We start from the raw sequence: 22,062 nt of genomic DNA on the forward strand, positions 1-22,062 counted from the left end.
GACAGGAGTAACTAATCGTGCTCCCGCCCGCCCGCGCCCATGTACAGCTCACGCCCGCTCTCATTGTAGAGCTTGCTCATCCCGGCCATCCCCGCCTCGGCCTCTTCCGCCGCGACGAACGTCTCCACCGGCGCATTCTGCTTAGCCGCGAAATCCCGCACTTCCTGCGTGATCTTCATCGAGCAGAACTTCGGCCCACACATCGAGCAGAAGTGCGCGGTCTTGGCGCCTTCCGCCGGCAGCGTCTGATCGTGATACTGCTCGGCCGTGTCGGGATCGAGCGACAGGTTGAACTGGTCGCGCCAGCGGAACTCGAACCGGGCGCGGCTGAGCGCGTCGTCGCGCAGCTTTGCGGCCGGGTGGCCCTTGGCGAGATCGGCGGCGTGGGCGGCGAGCTTGTAGGTGACGACGCCCGTCTTCACGTCGTCGCGGTCGGGCAGGCCCAGATGCTCCTTGGGCGTGACGTAGCAGAGCATGGCCGTGCCGAACCAGCCGATCATCGCCGCGCCGATGCCCGAGGTGATATGGTCGTATCCTGGCGCGATGTCGGTGGTGAGCGGCCCGAGCGTGTAGAAGGGCGCCTCCCCACAGACCTGGAGCTGCTTGTCCATGTTCTCCTTGATCTTGTGCATCGGCACATGGCCGGGCCCTTCGATCATCACCTGCACGTCTTCCTTCCACGCGCGGTGGGTGAGTTCGCCCAGCGTATAGAGCTCGGCAAACTGCGCCTCGTCATTGGCGTCGGCGATCGAGCCGGGGCGCAGGCCATCGCCCAGCGAATAGGCGATGTCATAGGCCTTCATGATCTCGGTGATCTCGTCGAAGCGCTCGTACAGGAAGCTCTCCTTGTGGTGCGCCAGGCACCATTTCGCCATGATCGATCCGCCGCGCGACACGATGCCGGTGACGCGCTTCGCCGTCATCGGGATGTAGGGCAGGCGCACGCCCGCATGGATGGTGAAATAGTCGACGCCCTGTTCCGCCTGCTCGATCAACGTGTCGCGGAAGATGTCCCAGGTGAGGTCCTCGGCAATGCCGCCGACCTTTTCCAGCGCCTGGTAGATGGGCACGGTGCCGATCGGCACGGGGCTGTTGCGGATGATCCATTCGCGCGTGTCGTGGATGTTGCGGCCGGTGGACAGGTCCATCACCGTGTCCGCGCCCCAGCGGATCGCCCAGACGAGCTTGTCCACTTCGCTCGCGACGTTGGAGGCGACGGCGGAATTGCCGATGTTGGCGTTGATCTTCACCAGGAAATTGCGGCCGATCGCCATCGGCTCGGATTCCGGGTGGTTGACGTTGTTGGGGATGATCGCGCGGCCGCGGGCGACCTCGTCCCGCACGAATTCGGGCGTGACATAGTCGGGGATGGCGGCGCCGAAGCTTTCGCCGTCGCGGGTGTATTCACGGAGCATCTCGCGGCCGAGATTCTCGCGCGTGGCGACATATTCCATCTCGGGCGTGATGATGCCGCGGCGGGCATAGTGCATCTGGCTGACGTTCGCGCCGGCGCGGGCGCGCAGCACGGTGCGGCGGACGTTGGGGAAGGGCTGCACGCCGCCGTTCCTGTTGCCGCTCCGCGCTGCCGCGCTCGCGGAGCGGTCGGGGCCGAGCTGGCCGTTGTCCTCCGGCCGGACCTCGCGCTGGGCGACCTCCTCCACGTCACCGCGGGCACGGATCCAGTCCCGCCGCAGCTCGGGCAGGCCGGACATGATGTCGATGCGCGCGGTGGGATCGGTGTAGGGGCCGGACGTGTCGTAGACGTTCAAGGGCGGCTCGCCCGACGACGGCTCCAGGTCGATCGCGCGCATGGCGACCTTCAGCGGGCCGACATGGATCTTGCGACTGCCGCGGATGGGGCCGGTGGTGACGCCGGGCGTGCTGCCCGACGCAGGGGTGCCACGGGCGATCTGGGGGTCGATGTCGGCCATGCTTGTCCTCTCCATGGTGGAGGGGGAGCGGTGGCGCCCTCCCTCCCTACGCCGGTGTCAGCCGGATCAGGTTCGACGGGTCGGGGGCTTCGGCGCCCCCCTCTCAACCGCATCAGCGGTCCCCCGGGGATGGGAAGGACTGTAGCAGCTTGAGCGGGGAGGGGAAGCGCGACATGCTGGCCGGCATGATCCGTCTGATCGCGCTGCTCCTCGCCCTCGTCGCCCAGCCGCTGTCTGCGCGCACAATCCTGTTCGTCGGCAACAGCTTCACGCAAGGGGTGGGGTCGGCGGTGCTGCGATACCGGGCAGACAGCGTGGAGGACCTGAACGGCGACCGGCTGGGCGGGGTGCCGGCGCTGTTCAAGCGCTTTGCCGACCAGCGCGGACTCGACTGGCAGGTGGCGCTGGAGACGGCGGGCGGGCGGTCGCTCGGCTGGCACTTGGGCGAGCGGCGGGCGCTGATCGACCGGCCGTGGGACGCGGTGGTGCTGCAGGAATACAGCACGCTGAATGCCGAGGCGCATGGCGACCCGGCGGCGACGATCGCGGGCGCGCGCGGGCTGGCGGCACTGTTCCGCGCGCGCAACGACCGGGTGGCCGTGTGGATGAACGCGACTTGGGCACGGCCGGACATCGCGCTGCGCCCAGGCGGCAGCCGCTGGTCGGCGCGGGGACTGCGGCCGATGACCGCCGACGTGCGCGCGGGCCATGACGCCGCGGCGGCGGCGGCGGGCGCGGCGGGCGTGGTGCCGACGGGGCAGGCGTTCCTGTGCGCGATCGCGGCCGGGGTGGCGGATGCCGACCCCTATGACGGCATCGCGTTCGGGCGCGTGCCGCTGTGGACGCACGACCAGTATCACGGGTCGGCGGAGGGCTATTACCTGGAAGCGCTGGTGGTGTTCGCGAGCGTCACCGGCGAGGACCCCCGCAGCCTCGGCCGCGACGAGGCGGCGGCCGGCGACCTCGGCCTGTCGCCGGACCAGGCGGCGGCGTTGCAGGCGGTGGCGTGGGATGCGGTGCGCACGCGCGGGGGATGCGCAGAGGCGGTCGCGCGCTAGCGCGCGAGGCGGCCGATCTGCCGGGCCAGCAGGCGCACGGCGACGGCATTGGCGCCGACGCGCCCCACCGCGGCTGCCGCGCGATCGATCGTGGCGGCGGTGTCGGCGGTGATCGAGGCGAGCGTGGCGGCCGCCTCCCGCTGCCGTGCGGCGCTTTCGAGCGCGCTTTCGACGATGTCGTTCTGGCTGCTGACGATCGCGTCGTGCGACGACATGATGGCGCTGGCGGCATCCACGTTGCGCGCGATCACCGATGCGCGCTCCGCGATGTCGTCGGTGGCGAGCCGCGTGCGGTCGGACATCGTCGACATCTCCATCGCCACGGCCGAAAAGCCGCGTCCGGCATCGCCGCCGCGGCTCGCCTCGATGCGGGCATTGAGGCTGAGGATACGGCTTTCCCGCGCGATCCGGCCGATGGCGGCGGCGATGGCCGACACGTTTTCGACTGATCCGGCCAGGGCATCAAGCGCGGGGCGATTGGTGGAGAGCGCCGTTGCCGCCGCCCCCAGCGCCTCGCCCTGCTGGCGGACGTTGGACTCGATCTCGTCGGCGGCGGTGACGAGCCCGGCGCTGAGCTCGGCCACGTCATGAGCCTGCGTAGTCATCATCCGCACCAGCTGAACCGCGGCTTCCGCTTCGGTGGCGACGGCATCGGCCACGTCCGTCAGGCGCGCGGCGATCTCTGCCAGCTGGTCGGGGAGGCTTGCCGCCTCTCCGGCCGCCTTCATGCGGCTCGTCGCGCGCGCGCCGCTTCCACCATGGTGTCGGCGAGGATCGTATAAGCCGCGCCCCAGGCCGCCTCGGTTTCCGCATCGAAACGCGGTCCCAGGCCCATGCGCAGCGTCTCGATCAGCGCTGCGCCGACCACGTCATAGTGCCGGTCGGCGACGCCGTAGCCGACGTGGCGGATTGCCAGTTCGCGCGCGACGGGAACCACCTCGTCAAGCCGGTCAAGCGCATCGACCACAGTGGCGAGCGTCAGGAACAGCTTGCGCCCCTGTTCGGCCATGTCGTTCTTGAACAATGGGCGGGTGTCTGGCGCGGACTCGAACAGCCGGCGGTAGAACTCGGCCGCGGCATCCGCCGACACGGGGATGACGAGCGCGAAGCTGTCCTGGACGAGGTCGATCTGGCGAGCGGTGATCATGGGCGCCACCATAAGACGGCAATTGCCTCCGAACGGTTAAGGGTTCATCGATCATCCTCCAGCGGCAGGGGCAGCTCCAGTGCCGCCGGTGCCTTGTCGGTGCACCGCCCAAGCCCCGACAGCGTCAGGCCGAGCAGCCGCACCGGCTTTTCGACCGGCAGCACGCCGGCCAGCAGTGCACGGCCGACGGCGACGAACTCCGCCTCGCCGGAGACCGCGTGGTCGAGCGAGCGGGCGCGGGTGATCTGGCGGAAGTCGCGATACTTGACCTTCAGCGTCACCGTCCGGCCCTCGACGCCGCCCTTCGCCTCGATGCGGCGCCAGACGGTGGCGCCGATGCGGGCGAGCTCGGCCGCCAGCGCGTCGGGATCGGACAGGTCCTCCATGAAGGTGTCCTCCGCGCCGATCGACTTGCGTTCGCGGTTGGCGCGGACCTGGCGGTGGCAGATGCCGCGCGCGAGATCGTGATAGTAGCCCGCGCTCGACCCGAAATTGCGCCCGAGCAGCTCCAGCGACTGGGCGCGCAGGTCGGCGCCGGTGTGGATGCCCAACCGCGCCATGCGCTCGGCCGTCTTGGGACCGACGCCGTGGAAGCGTTTGACCGGCAAGGAGGCGACGAAGTCGAGCGCGCGGTCGGGCGTGATGACGCACAGGCCGTCGGGCTTGTTCTGGTCGGAGGCGAGCTTTGCCAGGAACTTGTTGAACGACACGCCGGCCGAGGCGGTGAGGCCCGTTTCCGCCCTGATGCGCGCGCGGATCTCCTTCGCGATCGGCGTGGCGAGGCCGATGCCCTTCAGATCCTCCGTCACGTCCAGATAGGCCTCGTCGAGGCTGAGCGGCTCCACATGCGGGGTGTAGTCGAGGAAGATCGCGCGGATCTGATCGCTGACGGCGCGGTAGGCATCGAAACGCGGCTTCACGAACAGCAGCTCCGGACATAATCGCCGCGCGGTGACGGACGGCATGGCGGAGCGCACGCCGAACACCCGCGCCTCGTAGCTGGCCGCAGCCACCACGCCGCGCGTGCCGCCGCCGACGGCGAGCGGACGTCCACGAAGCGCGGGATCGTCGCGCTGTTCGACCGACGCGAAGAACGCGTCCATGTCGACATGGATGATCTTGCGGACGGCCGTGTCGTTCACGCCCTGTTCCATAGCAGCGCCGGCTGCGGCGATCCACCGCTGCTGTACCTGGACGGCGTCAGCGCAGCTGGCTGTCCTTGCTGCCGCGGCGGTTGATGCCGGTCGCGCGCCGCGCCGCATCGCGCGTGCCCTGGCAGGCGACGCAGGTCCGCGCGGAGGGCAGCGCCCGGCGACGCGCCTCGGCGATCGGCTCGCCGCAGTCCTCGCACTCCTCCAGCCCGGCGGGGCCGGCGAGGCCCAGGCGCGCCGCCTTCACCGCATCGGCGACAGTGTCGTCGATCTGATCCTGCACCGCGCCGTCGCGCGTCCAACCGCCGGCCATGTCCTTGCCTCCTATCCGAAAAGATAGGGACGGGCAGGGTCGATCAGAAGGTGTAGCCGATGCCGATCGCGCCGACCCACTGGTTGGGGCTGCCGTCCACGGTGACGATCGGCGAATCGGCAAAGTCGCCGAGCAGCCGCGTGTAGCTGACCGCGCCGAACAGCGCGAAGCCGGAGCGGATGTCGCCTTCGAGAGACTGCGCGCCCAGGATCGACAGCGAGTAGCTCTTCAACCCGCCATCGAGATCGTAGGGGGCGAGGCCGCTCGCCGTGCTCGCGCCGGGGGTGATGCCGAAATATTGCTGTGCCCAGCCGTCGCCAACGAACTGCATGGAGGCCGAGATGCCGACCAAGTTGCGCGTCGACAGGGGCGTCAGATAGTCGATCGACGGCGTGATCACATAGCTGTCGTGGCTGCCGGCGACATCGCGCTGATAGGCAACGCGGGCAGACAGCACGTCATAGGCCGAGGTGACGACGCCGGTCTTCGAGATGCCGGCAAAGCCGCCGACCTCAATCGCGGTGTCGAGCTGCGGGAGCGCGCGGATGGCGGGATCGTCGATCACGCGGCGGTTGGTGCGCGACAGGTTGGCGGCGACGAGCGGGCCGAGCGCGAAATCGACCGTCTCGCCCTGCGCCTGCGGGATGAGATCGACGTAAAGAGACGCGCCGCGCGTAAAGAAGCTGATGCCCGACACCTGTCCGCGGCCCTGCACGGCCGGGATGAAACGATAATCGTCGGAGCCTTCATAATCGGGCAGAACGGCGACGCCGGCGCCGACCGTGAAGCTGTCGCGCTGCGTGTCGAACGCGGGATCGGGCGTGGCCGGAACCGGGGCGGCGGGTTCCGCGGGATTGGACTGCGCCGATGCGGGCACGGCGGCCATGATGCCTGCCAGGGCGAAAACGAGACGCAAGCCGTTCATGTGGAGAAACCCCTTAACCGTCGGCGCGGATCTGCGTCATCGGTGCCGCGCGTGAACGGCCGGTCTGCAAGAAGGTTGCAGGAGCGTGACGATCCTGCCGCGGTGCGTCCCCGCTGCAACGGCGCCGGGGCACAACACGCTCAGCCGTCAGAGGAAATAGCGCAGGCGGATGTCCTGGGCGGTGGGCGATCCCGACACGGTGAATTCCGCCGACCGGAAGCGCGGCGGGCCGAAGCTGATCCGGGGGTTGCGGGAAAAGCCGACGCCTTCGCGCGGGATGCCGGCAAAGGTATCCAGCCGGCCGTTGCCGTTTTCGTCGTGGATCACCGCCAGCGCCCAGTTGCCGGCCGGGATGGCGGCAAGCACCAGATCGGGCCGGTTGGCGGGGACGTTGCGCGTGATGGCGGCGCGATCGTCGGTGCAGTTGGGATAGTTGGCCGGGTCGCGCGTCAGGCAGATCCGCAGCATGCCGCGTTCGGAGCGCAGCTGCTGGAACGAGACGTCAACGCCCCCCGTCGGCACCGCCCCCGGCAGCGAGGCCAGCACCAGCGCCGCTGCGCCCAGCCGCCCGGCGATGCGCCCGCGCGAAATCGCCGATCCCTTCGTCCGTGCCGCAGAGCCGGTCCCAGAAGCGGAAATAAAGTCCATAGTTGCAGCCGTATCTCTCATGATGACGCTGGTGATGACTGGCGGTGATCAGCCACCGCCCCAATGGACCCTCGACGATGAACCGGGGAAAAACCTCCCACCCCATGTGGTTGGTTACCCCCATAACCGTCATGGTGAGGAGAACAAAGCCGAGCGCGCCGACGTGGATCGGAATCAGGAACACCAGTGTCGGAATGACCACAGCGCCGGACAGCGCCTCCCACGGGTGAAAGCTCATCGCCGCCCAGGCCGTCGGCGGCCGGCTGGCATGGTGCACGGCATGGACGACACGAAAGGGCTTTGGCCGGTGCATCCAGCGATGCGTCCAGTAGAACCAGGCGTCGTGCGCGACCAGGAAGGACAGCACGGACACGGGCAGCATCCACAAGGGCCAGTCCGACACGTCCGTGTAGATCCGCGTCCAGCCGAGATTCTGCCACAGCCAGGCGACCACGCCGGCGGGAATGCCGTAGATCGCCGCCGACGCCAGCGACCAGGCGATCTCGCGCCGGATCTGCGGGTTGAGCCCGGCATAAAGGCCGGGGTGGCGCGCGCGCGTGGCGAGCGCGAAGCCACCGGAGGTGAGAAGATAGCGCACGCCCACGATCAGCGTCATGGCAAGCGCAGACAGGAGGATGGGCACCAGCATCGTCAGTGCCTTACCCCGTCCGTCGCGCCCGCAACAGCGCGGAGTTGGCTCACGCGGCCTTCAGCTGGCCGACGAACAGCCGGGCGGCGGCCTGCAGGTTGCGCGCGCTGTCGCTGAGGCCGGTGGCCGCGCTCGCGACGCGGCCGGACAGATGCTCCGTGCCGTGCGCCACGTCGCGCACCTCCGACATGTCGCCGACCACCTTGGTGGCGCTGGCGGCGGTGGCCTCTGCCGTGCGGGCGATGGCGGCGGCGGCGTCGCGCTGGCGGCCAAGCTCCGCGCGGATCTCGGCGGCGGCGGCGGCCAGATCGGCGGTGGCGCCGGCGATCTCGTCCAGCATGGTGCGGGCAGACGCGGCGCCGTGCTCCACCGATCCGGCAAGCGTGCGGATCTCGTCGGTGGCGTGGGCGGCCTGCCCGGCGAGCGACTTCACCTCGCCCGCCACCACGGCAAAGCCGCGGCCGGCATCGCCCGCGCGTGCCGCCTCGATCCCGGCGTTCAATGCCAGGAGGTTGGTGCGCTGCGCGATCTGGTGGATCGACCCGGCGAAGTGACCGATGGAGGCGGCGCGTTCGGCCAGCGAGCGGACGGCCAGGTTGCTGCCGTCGGAGGCCGCGGCCGCGTCGCCGGTCAGCGCCGCCTGACGCTCCACGGCATCGGCGATGGCGGTGACGGAGCGGCTGAGCTCCCCGATCTGTTCGGCCAGGCGCAGCGCATCATGGGAGGATTGCTGCGCCAGCAGGGTGGTGGCGCCGGTTTCGGCCGCGGTGCGCCGCGCCAGCCCGTCGAGCGCGGCGGAGGACTGTTCGAGCTCGGCCGCGGCTGCGCCCACGGTGGCAACCACGTCGGCGACCGAAGCCTGGAAGCCTTCGGCGAGCAGCAGCATTTCCTGCCGCCGCCGGGCCGCCGCCGCTTCCTCCAGCGCCAGCCGGTGCGCGCGCTCGGCCGCGGCATCGGCCTCGGCCTGCAGCTGCGCCGCCATGGCGACCTCCGCCGCGCGGCGACCTTCTTCGGCCTGGGCGGTCAGCCGCTCGCTTTCGATGCGCGCCGCCTCGATCCGACGGAGCAGCCCGCTCATGGAGGTGGTCAGGAGCACGAGCACCCCGCACTGCAGGATGACGGCGCCGGCGTGGAACAGCACCCGGCCGAAGCTGTCGTCGAGATTGGAAAAGACCTCCACCGGCAGCAGCAGCTGAAAGGCCAGGTGGTGCACCGCGATCAGGCCGGACGCGAGCACGATCGGCCGCCAGTCGCACATCGGGGCGAGCATCGCGAGCGCGACAAAGAAATACATGTGCGCATCCATCTGCCACGGATGGCCGGAGAGGAGCGACACCAGCAGCGCCGGCTGCACGGCGGCAAGCGTGCCGACCACCATGCGCGCGGTGCCGTCATGGCGGCCGCGGAGCGCCATTGCCGTCGGCACGGCATTGGTGATGCCGGCGAGCGTCAGGATGAGCGCAAGCTTGTCGCTGCCCATCCACAGCCCCACGACCAGCAGCACCGCGGTCGACAGCCAGGCGGCGATCACGGCGGCGGCAAGCCCGCGCCGTTGCAGCATGGCGAGATCGGCGATCATCGGGCGGTCTCCGCCGCGCAGCCGCGCCGCGTCGTCGCCACCGCCACGATGCCGGCACGCAGCGCGGGCGCGGCGAGGTCGGCGCGCGACCCTTCCACGACGAGCGATCCTGTGATCGGCCCGGCGGCGACGATGCTGCCGCGATGTTCCACCAGCAGGGGGACGAGCCGCCGCGCCGCCGCATCGGTCACCGGCACCAGCAGCATGCGCCCGCGCGCCGGCGGGGACGCCACGACCGCGGCCAGCGCGATCCCGACGGCGGCCAGCTGGGCAAGGATCGAACCGCCCTTCATGCTCGTGCCCCATGTCTCATCACTGTCGGACTAATGCAGGATGGTTGCCGATCCCTTAAGGCTGGGGCGTAGCCAAGGGCCCGGTCCTTGCTGTACCGCGCGGCCATGGCGACGGCCCTTTCATGCGACCTGGCGATCGTGGGTGGCGGCCTTGCCGGCGGCCTGGCGGCGCTTGCGCTCCGGGCGCGGCGGCCCGACCTGGACGTGCGGCTGGTGGAGCCGGGCACGATCGGCGGCAATCACGTCTGGTCCTTTTTCGATGCCGACCTGAGCGCGGCGGGCCGCGCGCTGATCGAAGGCGCGGTGACGTGGCGCTGGCCGGGATACGACATCGCCTTTCCCGATCTGCGGCGGCGCCTGGACCAAGGCTATAACAGCGTGTCGTCCGACCGCTTCGCCGCACTGGTGGACCGCACCCTGCCGCGCGGCGCGGTGGTGCACGCCGCGGCCACCCGGCTGAGCGCGACCGGCGTCGACCTGGCGGACGGCGGCCGGATCGAGGCGGCGGGGGTGGTGGATGCGCGCGGCGCGGGCGACCTGTCGATGCTGAAGTGCGGCTGGCAGAAGTTCGTCGGCCGCGAATTGCGGCTGCGCCATCCGCACGGGCTCGACCGGCCGGTGGTGATGGACGCCACCGTGCCGCAGATCGACGGCTTCCGCTTCGTCTATCTGCTGCCGTTCGCGGCCGACCGCATCTTCGTGGAGGACACCTATTACAGCCGCTCCCCCGCGCTCGACCCGCAGGCGCTGAGCGCGCGGATCGACGACTATGCCGCCGCCCGCGGGTGGGAGGTGGTGGAAAGCACCCGGTATGAATCCGGGGTGCTGGCCGTGGTTTCCGGCGGATCCTTCGATGCGCTGTGGGGATCCGACGGCGTCGCCAAGATCGGCGTGCGGGCCGGGTCCTTCCACCCGACCACCGGTTATTCGCTGCCCGACGCGGTGCGCACGGCGTGCTGGCTGGCCGCGCAGCCCGATCTGCGCGGCGCGGCGCTGCACGATGCCGCGCGGGCACGGGCGCGCGCATCCTGGAAGGCGGCCGCGCGTTACCGTCTGCTCGACCGCATGTTGTTTGATGCCGCGCCCGACCTGCAGCGCTATCGCGTGCTGCAGCACTTTTATGGCAAGGACCCGTCCGTGATCTCCCGATTCTACGCCGGCCAGTCGACGGCCTTTGATTTCGCCCGCATCCTCACCGGGCGCCCGCCCGTGCCCGTCGGCGCGGCCATCCGGGCGCTGGTGCGATGAAGAGCGCGATCGTCGTCGGGGCTGGCTTTGGCGGCCTGGCCCTCGCCATCCGGCTGCAGTCCGCCGGCATCGCCACCACCGTTCTTGAAGCGCGCGACCGTCCTGGCGGGCGCGCCTATGTCTGGGAACGCGACGGCTTCACCTTCGATGCCGGGCCGACCGTCATCACCGATCCCGACTGCCTGAAGGAGCTGTGGGCGCTGAGCGGGCACCGCATCGAGGAGGATGTCGACCTCGTTCCCGTGCAGCCCTTCTACCGCCTCAACTGGCCGGACGGCGTCAACTTCGACTACACCAACGACGACGCCGTGCTGCGCGCGGAGATCGCCAAGCTCGATCCGGAAGACATCAAGGGGTACGAGCGGTTCCTCGATTATTCGGCCGGCGTCTTCCGCGAAGGCTATGAGAAGCTGGGCCATGTGCCCTTTCTCGACTTCAAGTCGATGCTGTCGGCAGCGCCCGCGCTCGCCAAGTACCAGGCCTGGCGCTCGGTCTACTCCATCGTTTCCAGCTACATCCGCAACGAGAAGCTGCGCGAAGCGCTGTCGTTCCACACGCTGCTGGTCGGCGGCAATCCGATGACCACCAGCAGCATCTATGCGCTGATCCACAAGCTGGAGCGCGACGGCGGCGTCTGGTTCGCCAAGGGCGGCACCAACCGGCTGGTCGCGGGCATGGTGCGGCACCTGGAGCGGATCGGCGGCACTGTGCGGCTGAACGACCCGGTGACCGCGATCGAGACGCGCGGCGACCGGGTGACGGGCGTGACGACCAAGAGCGGCTGGCAGGCGCAGGCCGACGCGGTCGCATCGAACGCGGACATCGTCCACAGCTACAAGCAGCTGCTCGCCGACAGCCGCCATGCGCGGCGGGTGGTCCCGAAGCTGGAGCGCAAGCGGTTCAGCCCGTCCTTGTTCGTGCTGCATTTCGGCCTGCGCGGCACGTTCCCCCACATCCCGCACCACATGATCCTGTTCGGCCCGCGCTATGACGGGCTGCTGAAGGACATCTACAACAACGGCGTGCTGGCGAAGGACTTCTCGCTCTACCTCCACCATCCGACCGCGACCGACCCGTCGATGTCGCCGGAGGGCTGTTCGACCTTCTATGTGCTGGCCCCGGTGCCGCACCTGGGCAAGCTGCCCGTCGACTGGGAGAGCGTGGGGGCGGAGCTGGAGCGCCGGATCCTGGACGAGCTCGCCCGGCGGCTGGACATCCCGGACATCCACGAGCGGATCGTGACCAGCTTCCGCTACACGCCGACCGATTTCGCGCACGACCTGAACGCGCACCAGGGCAGCGCCTTCAGCCTGGAGCCCGTGCTGTGGCAATCCGCCTGGTTCCGCGTCCACAACCGCGACGATGCGATCCCCAACATGTATTTCGTCGGGGCGGGCACGCATCCGGGCGCCGGCATCCCCGGCGTGGTCGGATCGGCCAAGGCAACGGCGGGCCTGATGATCGACGATCTCGCCAAGGGCTGGACTTCGCCGGCGCCGGGCCGGTTCTGATGCTGGCTGTCGGGCGGGAGCGGGCGGCGTGAAGCGTCTTGCGGTTTATTGCGGGTCGGCGACGCCCGAGGATCCGGTCTACATCGCGTGCGCCCGCACCGTCGGCCGGACGCTGGCCGAACGCGGCATCGGCGTCGTTTATGGCGGCGGGCGGCTGGGACTGATGGGTGCGGTCGCCGACAGCGCGCTGGCGGCGGGCGGCGAGGTGATCGGCGTCATCCCGGAGGCGCTGTGCGGGCCGGAAGTGGCGCATCAGGGCCTGAGCGAACTCCACACGGTCGCCGGCATGCATCAACGCAAGCAGATGTTCACCGACCTGTCGGACGGGTTCCTGACCATCCCCGGCGGCACCGGCACAATGGACGAGCTGTGGGAGGCGATGAGCTGGGCGCAGCTCGGCTACCATGCCAAGCCCGTGGGGCTCTGGAACGTCGCCGGCTTCTACGACGGGCTGATCGACTTCGTCGGCACGATGGGCGCGGTCGGGTTCCTGCGGCCGGTGCACCAGGGCATCCTGCTCCATGACGACGATCTCGATCGGCTGCTCGGCCGGATGGAGGCCTATCGCCCGCACAAGCCGATCTTCCAGATGAGCCGCGAGGAGCTGTGACGCGGGCGGAGCTGGTCGCCCAGGCCGGCGCCACCATCTCGCGGGGGTCGAAGTCGTTCCGCTTCGCCAGCCGCCTGTTCGACCGCACCACGCGGGAGCGCGCCTGGCTGCTTTATGCCTGGTGCCGTACCTGCGACGACATCGCGGACGCGCAGGAACTTGGCGGCATGCTCGGCCAGCGCAGCGATCCCAAGGAGGCGCAGGCGCGGCTGGAGGCGCTCACCGCGCGCGCGCTCGCCGGCGAGACCACGGGCGAGCCGGCGTTCGACGGGCTGGGGCAGCTGTCGCGCGAGATCGACCTGCCGCGCCGCTTCGTCGACGATCATCTCGCCGGCTTCGCGCTGGATGCGGAGGACTGGCGGCCGCGCACGGAGGCGGACATGATCCGCTACTGCTACCATGTCGCGGGCGCCGTCGGCGGGCTGATGGCGGCGGTGATGGGCGTGCCCGCCGACGACGAAAACACGCTGGCGCGCGCGGTCGACCTGGGCCTTGCCTTTCAGCTGTCCAACATCGCGCGCGACCTGATGGAGGATGCGGCGGCCGACCGCATCTACCTGCCGGTCGACTGGCTGGTGGAAATGGACATGCCGCCGGGCGAGCTGGCCAAGCCGTTCGTGCGGCCGCGGCTGGCGGCGCTGGCGCGGCGGCTGAACGACCTGTCGGAAGGCTATACGGCCAGCGCCAAGCAGGGCGCGACGCGGCTGCCGTTCCGCGCGCGCTGGGCGGTGCTGGCGGCGGCCGGCATCTATGGCGAGATCGGGCGCGAGGTGGTCAGGCGCGGCGACCATGCCTGGGACAGCCGCGTGGTGGTGCCGCGCGGGCGAAAGCTGGTGCTGGTGTGGCAGGCGCTGATGGAGGCGCGCGCGATGGGATCCGGCAGCATCCGGCCCTGGGCGCTTGCCGCGCGCCGCGCGCGCCGCTGGCTGCCCGAGCGGTAGCGGCGGGGTGGATTCACCTCGGTTGATATGCTTTAGCCGACGGCAAAGACCGTCTCAGCCAAGGACCCCGCGCGCATGAACATCCACGAATATCAGGCCAAGGAACTGCTGGCCAAGTTCGGCGTCGCCGTGCCCGCCGGCGTCGCCGCGATGAGCGTGGACGAAGCGGTCGCCGCGACCGAGACGCTTCCCGGACCGCTGTACGTCGTCAAGGCGCAGATCCATGCCGGCGGCCGCGGCAAGGGCAAGTTCAAGGAGCTCGCCCCCGACGCCAAGGGCGGCGTCCGGCTTGCCAAGTCCGCCGAGGAGGTGCGCGCGGCCGCGACCGACATGCTCGGCAACACGCTGGTGACGATCCAGACGGGCGAGGCCGGCAAGCAGGTCAACCGCCTTTACGTCACCGACGGCGTGGACATCGACCGCGAGTTCTACCTGGCGCTGCTCGTCAACCGTGCGACCGGCCGCATCTCCATGGTCGCCTCGACCGAGGGCGGCATGGACATCGAGGAGGTCGCCCATTCGACGCCGGAGAAGATCCACACGATCGACATCGATCCGGCGACCGGGTTCCAGCCGCATCACGGCCGCGCCGTCGCCGCCGCGCTGGGCCTGACCGGCGACCTGTCGAAGCAGGCGGCCAAGATCGCCTCGCAGCTCTATGACGCCTTTCTGGGCACGGACGCCGCGCAGATCGAGATCAATCCGCTTGCCGTTACCGGCGACGGCAAGCTGATGGTGCTGGACGCCAAGGTCGGCTTCGATTCGAATGCCATGTTCCGCCACAAGGATCTGGCCGCGCTGCGCGACGAGACGGAGGAGGATCCGGCCGAGATCGAGGCGTCCAAGTACGACCTCGCCTATATCAAGCTGGACGGCGACATCGGTTGCATGGTGAACGGCGCGGGCCTGGCCATGGCGACCATGGACATCATCAAGCTGAACGGCATGTTCCCGGCCAACTTCCTCGACGTCGGCGGCGGCGCATCGAAGGAGAAGGTGACCGCGGCGTTCAAGATCATCCTGTCCGATCCGGCGGTGAAGGGCATCCTGGTCAACATCTTCGGCGGCATCATGAAGTGCGACATCATCGCCGACGGCATCGTCGCGGCGGCCAAGGAAGTCGACCTGAAGGTGCCGTTGGTCGTCCGGCTGGAGGGCACCAACGTCGACCAGGGCAAGGCCATCCTGAACGGATCGGGCCTCGCCATCGTGGCGGCCGACGATCTGGGCGATGCGGCCAAGAAGATCGTCGCCGAGGTGAAGCAGGCCGCGTGACGCAAAAACGGGCGGGCGCCGAAACGCCCGCCCTCGCCCCGGCGTTGATGCCGGGAGGCGAGACGATGATCGTGAGCCGGCCGTCAGGTGCCGGCCGCGGCGGAGATGGAGGACGCGAATGAAGCTCTTGGTGCCGGTCAAGCGGGTGCTCGACTACAACGTCAAGCCGCGCGTGAAGGCAGACGGAACCGGGGTCGACCTGGCCAACGTCAAGATGTCGATGAACCCGTTCGACGAGATCGCCGTCGAGGAAGCCATCCGCCTGAAGGAAAAGGGCGCGGCGACCGAGATCGTGGTCGTGTCCGTCGGCCCTGCGAAGGCGCAGGAGACGCTGCGCACCGCGCTCGCCATGGGTGCGGACCGCGCGATCCTGGTCCAGACCGACGACGAGGTGGAGCCGCTGGGCGTCGCCAAGATCCTGAAGGCGATCGCGGACGAGGAGCAGCCGGGGCTGGTGATCCTGGGCAAGCAGGCGATCGACGATGATTCGAACCAGACCGGCCAGATGCTGGCCGCACTGACCGGCTGGGGTCAGGGCACGTTTGCGTCCAAGGTGGAGATCGACGGCGACACGGCGACCGTGACGCGCGAGGTCGATGGCGGCGCGGAGACGGTGGCGCTGACGCTGCCCGCGATCGTCACCACCGACCTGCGCCTCAACGAGCCGCGCTATGCCAGCCTGCCCAACATCATGAAGGCCAAGTCCAAGCCGCTGGCCAACAAGACGCCGGGAGACCTGGGCGTGGACGTGACGCCGCGGCTGAAGACGCTGAAGGTCGTGGAGCCGTCCAAGCGGCAGGCGGGCGTGAAGGTGGCCGATGTCGACGAACTGGTCGGCAAGCTCAAGACACTGGGAGTGGTGGCATGACGGCACTGGTACTGGTCGAGCATGACGGCGGCGCGCTGAAGGATGCGACGCTGCCGGCGGTGACCGCGGCGACGAAGCTGGGCGGCGACGTCCACCTGCTGGTCGCGGGCGAGGGCGTCGGGGCCGTCGCCGAGGCGGCGGCGAAGATCGCGGGCGTGGCCAAGGTCCTTGTCGCCGATGGCGCGCCCTATGTGCACCAGCTGCCCGAGGCGGTTGCGCCGCTGGTGGTGGGGCTGATGGGCGATTTCGACGCGTTCGTCGCACCGGCGACCTCGCGCGGCAAGAACGTCGCGCCGCGGGTCGCCGCGTTGCTCGACGTGATGCAGCTGTCGGAGATCCTGTCGGTCGAAGGGCCGGACAGCTTCACGCGCCCGATCTACGCCGGCAACGCGATCGCGACTGTGCAGTCCACGGACGCCAAGAAGGTGATCACCGTGCGTGGCACCGCGTTCGAGAAGGCCGCGACCGAGGGCGGCTCCGCCGAGATCGCCGCCGTCGCGGCGGGCGAAGAAGCCGCCACCGCGCGCTTCGTGTCGGCAGAGGTGTCGAAGTCGGAACGGCCGGAGCTGACCGGCGCCAAGATCGTGGTGTCGGGCGGCCGCGCGCTCCAGAACGGCGAGAATTTCTCGTCGCTGATCGAGCCGCTCGCCGACAAGCTGGGCGCCGCGGTCGGCGCCAGCCGCGCGGCGGTGGACGCCGGTTATGTCCCCAACGACTATCAGGTCGGCCAGACCGGCAAGATCGTCGCGCCGGAAGTCTATATCGCGATCGGCATTTCCGGCGCGATCCAGCATCTGGCGGGCATGAAGGACTCCAAGGTCATCGTCGCCATCAACAAGGACGAGGACGCGCCGATCTTCCAGGTGGCCGACGTCGGCCTGGTGGGCGACCTGTTCAAGGTGGTGCCGGAGCTGACCGAAAAGCTGTGATCCGCCGCCGGCTCCGCATCACGGGGCGGGTGCAGGGCGTCTTCTATCGCGCCTGGATTGTGGAGCAGGCGACCGCGCTCGGCCTAGCCGGCTGGGTCCGCAACCGCGCCGACGGCAGCGTCGAGGCGGTTGCGGAAGGCCCGGCGGCGGCGGTCGAGGCGCTCATCGCCCGCGCGCGCACCGGGCCGCCGGCGGCGCGGGTCGACGCCGTAGAGGTTGAGGAAGTCGAGGAGCTTTCGGAGGCCAAGCCGCTGATCGGGTTCGCCAAACGTCCGACCCGGTGAGGCTTTGCCCTTGCCAAGCGGCCGGAATCAGCGTTCCTTGGGCCCATGGCAATCGCGCTCTCCGTGCTGCTGCTGCTCCAGGCCGCCCCGGCAACCGACCGGGAGCCGCCGACCATCGTCATCCAGGCCCGCCGCGCTGAAGAGGATCTCGCCGCCTGCCTGGCGCGCAACTGCCCGCCGGACGAGGAGATCGAGGCGGCGCTGGATGCGGCCGTGCAGCAATTTGCCGACGGCCGTTACGTTGATGCGAAGCGTGTTCTGGGGCGTACCGTTGCGCGACATCGCGGTCATGCCACCGAGAACCCGCGGCTATTTGCAAGCCTGCTTGCCACCTCGGCCACCGTCGCAGAGCATGAGGGCGACGACGACCTGTTCCGTCAGCGTGTCTACGAGCGAACCAACTTGCTGAGGACGGAACTCGGTCCCGAAAGTCTCGAAGCGATCATGGCCGATCTCGATACGGGCAATATGCTGATGAAGCTCGGCAGCCCGATCACGGCCGAAGCGTCCTACAGGCGGGCTGAGGAAGCGGCGCTTGCTGCAGGCCGCCCGAGGCTCGCTGCTGCCGCCATGTTCCGACAGGCTTGGCTGGAGCTTTCACGAGGGCGCTATAACCGAGCAGAGAGCCTCGCTAGCCGGGCCGGGGAGGTCGCAGGCGCCGACAATGTGCTAGTTGCCGAGCTCGGCCGTATTCTTGCTGTTCGCATCGCCTACGCCAAAGGCGATGAAGCGGAATCCTCTCGCTTGCTCGCTGCTCTGCCGGGAAGGACGCGGCCGGCACCTCTCCTGATCACCGCGCCTCCCATTCCGCCGCTGAACTCGCCTTCCCAGTGGGTCCGTCCTGCAGAAGGAATGAATGCTTTCGTCGATGTGGGCTTTTGGGTCCGACCCGACGGGCGCGTCGAGGAGGTGGAGGTTCTTCGCGATAATGGTCGGCGCGCATGGTTCAATCCCGTAGTTAATCGGGTCGCGGACCGCCGCTATGCTCCCTTCCCCTCGGGCGAGGGCGATCCGGGCATCTACCAGATCGAACGCTATACACTGCGGCCGTCCTACGAGGTTCCGTACTTCAGCCGCATTTCCCGACGGATCGGAAGTTATCATCTCAAGGTCGCCAGCCTGACCCATATGGCCGAAGAAACGGGTGAAAGCGTGGACAGCGCGCTTCAATAGGCCTTTCCGGCCGCCGGATTTGCAAGCTGCTGATCTCATTGGACCGCGTCACATGTCTTTTGTGCCGCCCTGATTACTTTCCCAGCCGTAATCCTCCTGACTGAGTTTGCAGTCTTGTCGGACACATCGGTTTGTGTTCTTCTTCTTCCATGTCGATGATAATCGCCTTGCTGTTGCTTCAAACCGAAGCAACGATTCCGCAGGACAACCAAACCATCATCGTGACGGCACGGCGATCGCAGGAAATCCTCGCCGAGTGCCTTGCGCGAGCATGCCCGCCCGCTGAGGAAATCGAGGCGGCGCTTGATGCGGGCGTGGACCATTTCCGAGCAGGAAATTACCGGCAGGCGAAGGCCGTGCTTGCGCGCGCGGTGACACGCAACCGACGTCATGCGGCGAGCTTGCCGGAGCCGGTCTCGACCCTGCTGGCGACCTATGCCGATGTCGCGCGTCAGGATGGCGACGTGCGGATCTTCCGACACGCAACCCGGGAAAGCGTGACGATCCTGCGCGAGCATCGAGGTGAGAACAGCCTGACTGCACTGCACGCAGGCCGCCGTATCGGCGACTCTCTCGTCGTCCTCGGCCAGCTGCGCTCGGCCGACGACGCGTACACTTCACTTCAGGCCCGCGCGCTCGCGGCCGGCTACCCCATGATCGCAGCCGACATTGCGTTCCAGCGCGCGCAGCTTGCAATAAACATGAACCGCTTCGATCAGGCCTTGCGGCTGACGAATGAGGGGCAGGCCCTTGCGGGTGTCGAGAATCGCTCCGCCCGCGCCCGAGCAGATGTTCTGAGAACTCGAGTCGCAACCGGGCGCGGAGATACCGCCGCCGTCGACCGCTTGCTTGCCACGTTGCGTGCCGCGCCCGGCACCCGCCCGATCCTCGTCTTCGCCCCGCCATTCCCGGATCTTGGCGAAGGGGGTCCCGAGACCCGGCCACAGGGAGTCGACAGCAGCACCTTGCTCAGCCTGACCGGCCCGCTGAACAATCCGCTTTCCCTCAACAATTCAGTCGACTGGGTCGATATCGGCTTCTGGATCCGCCCGGACGGGAGCGCGGCCGATGCCGCGATCCTCCGCGGCAGCACACGCGGAGAGTGGGCCAGACCCCTGCTTCGTCAGATCGCCCAGCGCCGCTACAGCCGCACCGAAGATCAGGCCGATGGTTCCGGCTTCTACCGGGTAGAACGCTATAGTCTGCGGGCGCCCATCACCTTGGATCGATCGGGCTCTCGCATCGCCGGCAGGGCAGGGCCGCGGACACTTGAGGTCGTGGACCTCTCCTCGTTCGAGGATGGAAGCTAGCGCTTCAGCCGCCCATCCCCTCCAGGAACGCCGCGACATTGGCGCCGAGCGCGTCGACGGCGTAGCCGCCTTCCATCACCACCAGCATCGGCATCCCGGCCGCTGCGATCTGCCGGGCCATCGCTCTGTAGTCCGCCGTTTCGATGCGGAACTGGCTGATCGGATCGCCGGCGAAGGTGTCCGCGCCGAAGCTCACCACCATCAGGTCCGCGCCAAAAGCGCGGATGGCGGAGAGCGCCCGGTCGAGCGCGGGACGGTACTGCGTCCAGTCGGTTCCCTGCGGCAGCGGCAGGTTGAGGGTCGCGCCGGCGCCCGCCCGCTCGCCGACCTCGTCCGCATGGCCCCAGAAGAAGGGATAGTCGGTCCGCGGGTCGGCGTGGATGGAGGCGAAGAACACGTCGCCCCGATCCCAGAAAATGTCCTGCGTTCCGTTGCCGTGGTGGTAGTCCACGTCCAGGATCGCGACCCGCCGCCCTGCCGCCGTCGCCGCTTCCGCCGCGATCGCGGCGTTGTTGAGGAAGCAGTAGCCGCCGAGATAGTCGCGGCCCGCATGGTGCCCGGGCGGCCGGCACAGCGCGAAGGCGGCCGGATCGCCGCCCAGCACTGCGCCCAGCGCGCCCAGTGCGGACTGCGCCCCCCAATAGGCGCTGGTCCAGCTGCCGGGTGCGATCGGCGTGGACGCATCCATCGAAAAGCGCCCCAGCCGCGCATCGATCCGGTCGAGCGACAGCGCGCGCCGGCGCACCACCGGCCAGGCATAGCCGTGCGCGTCGCCGTGGCGCCCCGCCGCCAGCCAGTCCCGATGCGCGACCTGCAGAAAGGCGAGATAGTCGCCGTCATGCACCGCCGCGATCGGCGCCATCCCGGCGTCGCGCGGCAGCACCGGATCGCCGACCGCCGCCAGGATCGCCGCGGCGCGCGCGGGCACCTCGGCGAAGGGCACGAAGCCGCCGTTGTGCAGTTCCTGGACCGGAGCATGCAGCAGCTGATCGGGATGAAAGAAGGTCTTCACGTGCGCCGCTCCTCCCCCCGGGCGACGCGCAGCAGCAGCCACCCGACCAGCCCCGACAGGATCGATCCCGCCAGCACGCCGATCTTGACCTCGTCCGCCAGCAGCGGATCGTCGAAGGCAAGCCCGCCGATGAACAGGCTCATGGTGAAGCCGATGCCGCACAGCACGGACACGCCCCAGATCTGGAACCAGGTGGCGCCCGCGGGCTTGTTGCCCAGCCGCATGGCAACGGCGATGCGGACCGACAGGAACACGCCGATCTGCTTGCCGAGGAACAGCCCCGCCCCGATGGCGAGCGGCAGCGGCGCCACCAGCACGTCCGGCCCGGGGCCGGTGAGCGCGACGCCCGCATTCGCCAGGCCGAACAGGGGCACGATCACGAAGGCGACGGCGGGCTGCAGGGCGTGCTCCAGCCGGGCGAGCGGGGAGCCTTCGCGCGGGTGCGCGCGCGGATTCTGCCCGGGTGCGGGGCGGAGCGGGATGGTCAGCGCGGCCAGCACGCCCGCCACCGTGGCGTGCACGCCCGACAGCAGCACCGCCAGCCACAGCAGGGCGGCGAGCACCAGATAGGTCGGGAGGCGCCGGTGCCCGTGCAGGTTGAGCGCCACCATCAGCACGAGGATGCCGGCCGCGAGCGCCAGCGCGGCGACATCCAGCCCCGTCGAGTAGAACAGCGCGATGATGATCACCGCGCCCATGTCGTCGACGATGGCGATGGTCACGAGCAGGAGCTTCAGCGAATCGGGTGCCCGCCGCCCGAGCAGGGCCAGCACACCGACGGCAAAGGCGATGTCGGTCGCCGCCGGGATCGCCCAGCCGCGATGGAGCTGAGGATCGCCGCCGGCGACCCAGAGATAGACAAGGGCGGGCAGGGCCATGCCGCCCGTCGCCGCGATCGCCGGCAGCCAGCGGGCGCGGGCGGAGGCGAGGTGCCCGTCGATCAGCGCGCGCTTGATCTCCAGCCCGACGAGCAGGAAAAACAGCGCCATCAGCCCGTCGTTGATCGATTGGTGGACCGTCAGCGGGCCGAGATAGCTGTGCAGCACCGCCTCGTAGGCATGGGCGGTCGGCAGGTTGGCGAGCAGCATCGCCACTGCGGCCGCGGCCATGAGGACGATGCCGCCCGCGGCCTCGCTGTCCAGAAAGGCGCGCATGGCACGCGGCATGCGGGTCGGGGTCGCCGGATCGGCCATCGGGGCCGGATGGC

The 22,062-nt window shown here is 69.3% G+C and carries 23 protein-coding genes and 1 riboswitch; of the genes, 11 read left to right on the forward strand and 12 right to left on the reverse strand.

Annotated features, from left to right (window positions below):
* Positions 1 to 11 precede the first annotated feature (11 nt).
* Complete coding sequence (gene thiC, locus GGR88_RS12875; protein WP_167955636.1) at positions 12 to 1,931, reverse strand: phosphomethylpyrimidine synthase ThiC; 1,920 nt, start codon at positions 1,929 to 1,931, stop codon at positions 12 to 14.
* A 26-nt stretch (positions 1,932 to 1,957) separates the two neighbouring features.
* Positions 1,958 to 2,067, reverse strand: a riboswitch (TPP riboswitch).
* 49 nt (positions 2,068 to 2,116) lie between these two features.
* On the opposite strand from thiC, the gene GGR88_RS12880 reads away from it, so the two are divergent.
* Complete coding sequence (locus tag GGR88_RS12880) at positions 2,117 to 2,989, forward strand: PEP-CTERM sorting domain-containing protein (RefSeq protein ID WP_245196942.1); 873 nt, start codon at positions 2,117 to 2,119, stop codon at positions 2,987 to 2,989.
* Here GGR88_RS12880 and GGR88_RS12885 read toward each other — a convergent pair.
* From GGR88_RS12885 to GGR88_RS12925, 9 genes are all read right to left on the reverse strand, one after another.
* Entirely contained in the window at positions 2,986 to 3,717 is a 732-nt protein-coding gene (locus GGR88_RS12885; RefSeq protein ID WP_167955638.1) for a methyl-accepting chemotaxis protein, read from the reverse strand. The two genes, GGR88_RS12880 and GGR88_RS12885, sit on opposite strands and share 4 nt — an antisense overlap.
* Entirely contained in the window at positions 3,714 to 4,136 is a 423-nt protein-coding gene (locus GGR88_RS12890) for a globin family protein (protein WP_209023393.1), read from the reverse strand. Before GGR88_RS12890 ends, GGR88_RS12885 begins: the two co-directional genes overlap by 4 nt.
* A gap of 44 nt (positions 4,137 to 4,180) precedes the next feature.
* On the reverse strand, positions 4,181 to 5,290 hold the full coding sequence (dinB, locus tag GGR88_RS12895; RefSeq protein WP_167955648.1) for a DNA polymerase IV: 1,110 nt from the start codon (positions 5,288 to 5,290) through the stop codon (positions 4,181 to 4,183).
* Between the two features lie 46 nt (positions 5,291 to 5,336).
* Positions 5,337 to 5,600 (reverse strand): DksA/TraR family C4-type zinc finger protein, encoded by a 264-nt coding sequence (locus tag GGR88_RS12900; RefSeq protein ID WP_167955650.1) that lies wholly within the window; start codon positions 5,598 to 5,600, stop codon positions 5,337 to 5,339.
* Between the two features lie 43 nt (positions 5,601 to 5,643).
* Positions 5,644 to 6,525, reverse strand: coding sequence for a MipA/OmpV family protein (locus tag GGR88_RS12905; protein ID WP_245196943.1), 882 nt, complete (start codon positions 6,523 to 6,525; stop codon positions 5,644 to 5,646).
* A 147-nt stretch (positions 6,526 to 6,672) separates the two neighbouring features.
* Positions 6,673 to 7,071: a DUF2141 domain-containing protein gene (locus GGR88_RS12910; RefSeq protein WP_342449804.1), complete on the reverse strand. Its 399-nt coding sequence runs from the start codon at positions 7,069 to 7,071 to the stop codon at positions 6,673 to 6,675.
* Positions 7,028 to 7,822, reverse strand: coding sequence for a sterol desaturase family protein (locus GGR88_RS12915; protein WP_167955652.1), 795 nt, complete (start codon positions 7,820 to 7,822; stop codon positions 7,028 to 7,030). The genes GGR88_RS12910 and GGR88_RS12915 overlap by 44 nt, the downstream gene beginning before the upstream one ends.
* 49 nt (positions 7,823 to 7,871) lie before the next feature.
* Positions 7,872 to 9,401 carry a methyl-accepting chemotaxis protein gene (locus GGR88_RS12920; protein WP_167955654.1) on the reverse strand — a complete coding sequence of 510 codons (1,530 nt, stop codon included), beginning with the start codon at positions 9,399 to 9,401 and terminating at the stop codon, positions 7,872 to 7,874.
* Positions 9,398 to 9,694 carry a hypothetical protein gene (locus tag GGR88_RS12925; RefSeq protein ID WP_167955656.1) on the reverse strand — a complete coding sequence of 99 codons (297 nt, stop codon included), beginning with the start codon at positions 9,692 to 9,694 and terminating at the stop codon, positions 9,398 to 9,400. Before GGR88_RS12925 ends, GGR88_RS12920 begins: the two co-directional genes overlap by 4 nt.
* Positions 9,695 to 9,799: 105 nt before the next feature.
* Here GGR88_RS12925 and crtY point away from each other — a divergent pair, with 105 nt between their 5' ends.
* From crtY to GGR88_RS12975, 10 genes are all read left to right on the forward strand, one after another.
* The gene (gene crtY, locus GGR88_RS12930) at positions 9,800 to 10,942 is read left to right on the forward strand and encodes a lycopene beta-cyclase CrtY (protein ID WP_167955658.1); all 1,143 of its coding nucleotides are present in this window, start codon (positions 9,800 to 9,802) and stop codon (positions 10,940 to 10,942) included.
* Positions 10,939 to 12,453, forward strand: a complete 1,515-nt coding sequence (locus tag GGR88_RS12935) for a phytoene desaturase (protein ID WP_167955660.1) — start codon at positions 10,939 to 10,941, stop codon at positions 12,451 to 12,453. The genes crtY and GGR88_RS12935 overlap by 4 nt, the downstream gene beginning before the upstream one ends.
* A gap of 28 nt (positions 12,454 to 12,481) precedes the next feature.
* Positions 12,482 to 13,063, forward strand: a complete 582-nt coding sequence (locus GGR88_RS12940; RefSeq protein ID WP_167955662.1) for a TIGR00730 family Rossman fold protein — start codon at positions 12,482 to 12,484, stop codon at positions 13,061 to 13,063.
* Positions 13,060 to 14,004, forward strand: coding sequence for a squalene/phytoene synthase family protein (locus GGR88_RS12945; protein WP_167955664.1), 945 nt, complete (start codon positions 13,060 to 13,062; stop codon positions 14,002 to 14,004). The genes GGR88_RS12940 and GGR88_RS12945 overlap by 4 nt, the downstream gene beginning before the upstream one ends.
* 75 nt (positions 14,005 to 14,079) lie before the next feature.
* Positions 14,080 to 15,279, forward strand: coding sequence for an ADP-forming succinate--CoA ligase subunit beta (gene sucC / locus GGR88_RS12950; RefSeq protein ID WP_167955666.1), 1,200 nt, complete (start codon positions 14,080 to 14,082; stop codon positions 15,277 to 15,279).
* 118 nt (positions 15,280 to 15,397) lie between these two features.
* The gene (locus tag GGR88_RS12955) at positions 15,398 to 16,147 is read left to right on the forward strand and encodes an electron transfer flavoprotein subunit beta/FixA family protein (RefSeq protein WP_167955668.1); all 750 of its coding nucleotides are present in this window, start codon (positions 15,398 to 15,400) and stop codon (positions 16,145 to 16,147) included.
* Positions 16,144 to 17,076 (forward strand): electron transfer flavoprotein subunit alpha/FixB family protein, encoded by a 933-nt coding sequence (locus tag GGR88_RS12960; protein WP_167955670.1) that lies wholly within the window; start codon positions 16,144 to 16,146, stop codon positions 17,074 to 17,076. The genes GGR88_RS12955 and GGR88_RS12960 overlap by 4 nt, the downstream gene beginning before the upstream one ends.
* Positions 17,073 to 17,360 (forward strand): acylphosphatase, encoded by a 288-nt coding sequence (locus GGR88_RS12965; RefSeq protein ID WP_167955672.1) that lies wholly within the window; start codon positions 17,073 to 17,075, stop codon positions 17,358 to 17,360. The genes GGR88_RS12960 and GGR88_RS12965 overlap by 4 nt, the downstream gene beginning before the upstream one ends.
* A 45-nt stretch (positions 17,361 to 17,405) precedes the next feature.
* Complete coding sequence (locus tag GGR88_RS12970) at positions 17,406 to 18,533, forward strand: hypothetical protein (protein ID WP_167955674.1); 1,128 nt, start codon at positions 17,406 to 17,408, stop codon at positions 18,531 to 18,533.
* A 149-nt stretch (positions 18,534 to 18,682) separates the two neighbouring features.
* Positions 18,683 to 19,843: a hypothetical protein gene (locus tag GGR88_RS12975; RefSeq protein ID WP_167955676.1), complete on the forward strand. Its 1,161-nt coding sequence runs from the start codon at positions 18,683 to 18,685 to the stop codon at positions 19,841 to 19,843.
* Between the two features lie 4 nt (positions 19,844 to 19,847).
* Here GGR88_RS12975 and GGR88_RS12980 read toward each other — a convergent pair whose 3' ends face one another.
* Positions 19,848 to 20,855 carry an arginase family protein gene (locus GGR88_RS12980; protein ID WP_167955678.1) on the reverse strand — a complete coding sequence of 336 codons (1,008 nt, stop codon included), beginning with the start codon at positions 20,853 to 20,855 and terminating at the stop codon, positions 19,848 to 19,850.
* Complete coding sequence (nhaA, locus tag GGR88_RS12985) at positions 20,852 to 22,048, reverse strand: Na+/H+ antiporter NhaA (RefSeq protein WP_209023394.1); 1,197 nt, start codon at positions 22,046 to 22,048, stop codon at positions 20,852 to 20,854. The genes GGR88_RS12980 and nhaA overlap by 4 nt, the downstream gene beginning before the upstream one ends.
* Positions 22,049 to 22,062 lie beyond the last annotated feature (14 nt).

This window comes from Sphingomonas jejuensis (assembly GCF_011927695.1).
GTDB lineage: Bacteria > Pseudomonadota > Alphaproteobacteria > Sphingomonadales > Sphingomonadaceae > Sphingomonas_K > Sphingomonas_K jejuensis.

Coding starts and splice junctions, on each gene's coding strand:
- thiC (WP_167955636.1), bottom strand. CDS start 1,931: ATGGCCGACATCGACCCCCAGATCGCCCGTGGCACCCCTGCGTCGGGC.
- GGR88_RS12880 (WP_245196942.1), top strand. CDS start 2,117: ATGATCCGTCTGATCGCGCTGCTCCTCGCCCTCGTCGCCCAGCCGCTG.
- GGR88_RS12885 (WP_167955638.1), bottom strand. CDS start 3,717: ATGAAGGCGGCCGGAGAGGCGGCAAGCCTCCCCGACCAGCTGGCAGAG.
- GGR88_RS12890 (WP_209023393.1), bottom strand. CDS start 4,136: ATGATCACCGCTCGCCAGATCGACCTCGTCCAGGACAGCTTCGCGCTC.
- dinB (WP_167955648.1), bottom strand. CDS start 5,290: ATGGAACAGGGCGTGAACGACACGGCCGTCCGCAAGATCATCCATGTC.
- GGR88_RS12900 (WP_167955650.1), bottom strand. CDS start 5,600: ATGGCCGGCGGTTGGACGCGCGACGGCGCGGTGCAGGATCAGATCGAC.
- GGR88_RS12905 (WP_245196943.1), bottom strand. CDS start 6,525: ATGAACGGCTTGCGTCTCGTTTTCGCCCTGGCAGGCATCATGGCCGCC.
- GGR88_RS12915 (WP_167955652.1), bottom strand. CDS start 7,822: ATGCTGGTGCCCATCCTCCTGTCTGCGCTTGCCATGACGCTGATCGTG.
- GGR88_RS12920 (WP_167955654.1), bottom strand. CDS start 9,401: ATGATCGCCGATCTCGCCATGCTGCAACGGCGCGGGCTTGCCGCCGCC.
- GGR88_RS12925 (WP_167955656.1), bottom strand. CDS start 9,694: ATGAAGGGCGGTTCGATCCTTGCCCAGCTGGCCGCCGTCGGGATCGCG.
- crtY (WP_167955658.1), top strand. CDS start 9,800: ATGGCGACGGCCCTTTCATGCGACCTGGCGATCGTGGGTGGCGGCCTT.
- GGR88_RS12935 (WP_167955660.1), top strand. CDS start 10,939: ATGAAGAGCGCGATCGTCGTCGGGGCTGGCTTTGGCGGCCTGGCCCTC.
- sucC (WP_167955666.1), top strand. CDS start 14,080: ATGAACATCCACGAATATCAGGCCAAGGAACTGCTGGCCAAGTTCGGC.
- GGR88_RS12955 (WP_167955668.1), top strand. CDS start 15,398: ATGAAGCTCTTGGTGCCGGTCAAGCGGGTGCTCGACTACAACGTCAAG.
- GGR88_RS12960 (WP_167955670.1), top strand. CDS start 16,144: ATGACGGCACTGGTACTGGTCGAGCATGACGGCGGCGCGCTGAAGGAT.
- GGR88_RS12970 (WP_167955674.1), top strand. CDS start 17,406: ATGGCAATCGCGCTCTCCGTGCTGCTGCTGCTCCAGGCCGCCCCGGCA.
- GGR88_RS12975 (WP_167955676.1), top strand. CDS start 18,683: ATGTCGATGATAATCGCCTTGCTGTTGCTTCAAACCGAAGCAACGATT.
- nhaA (WP_209023394.1), bottom strand. CDS start 22,048: ATGGCCGATCCGGCGACCCCGACCCGCATGCCGCGTGCCATGCGCGCC.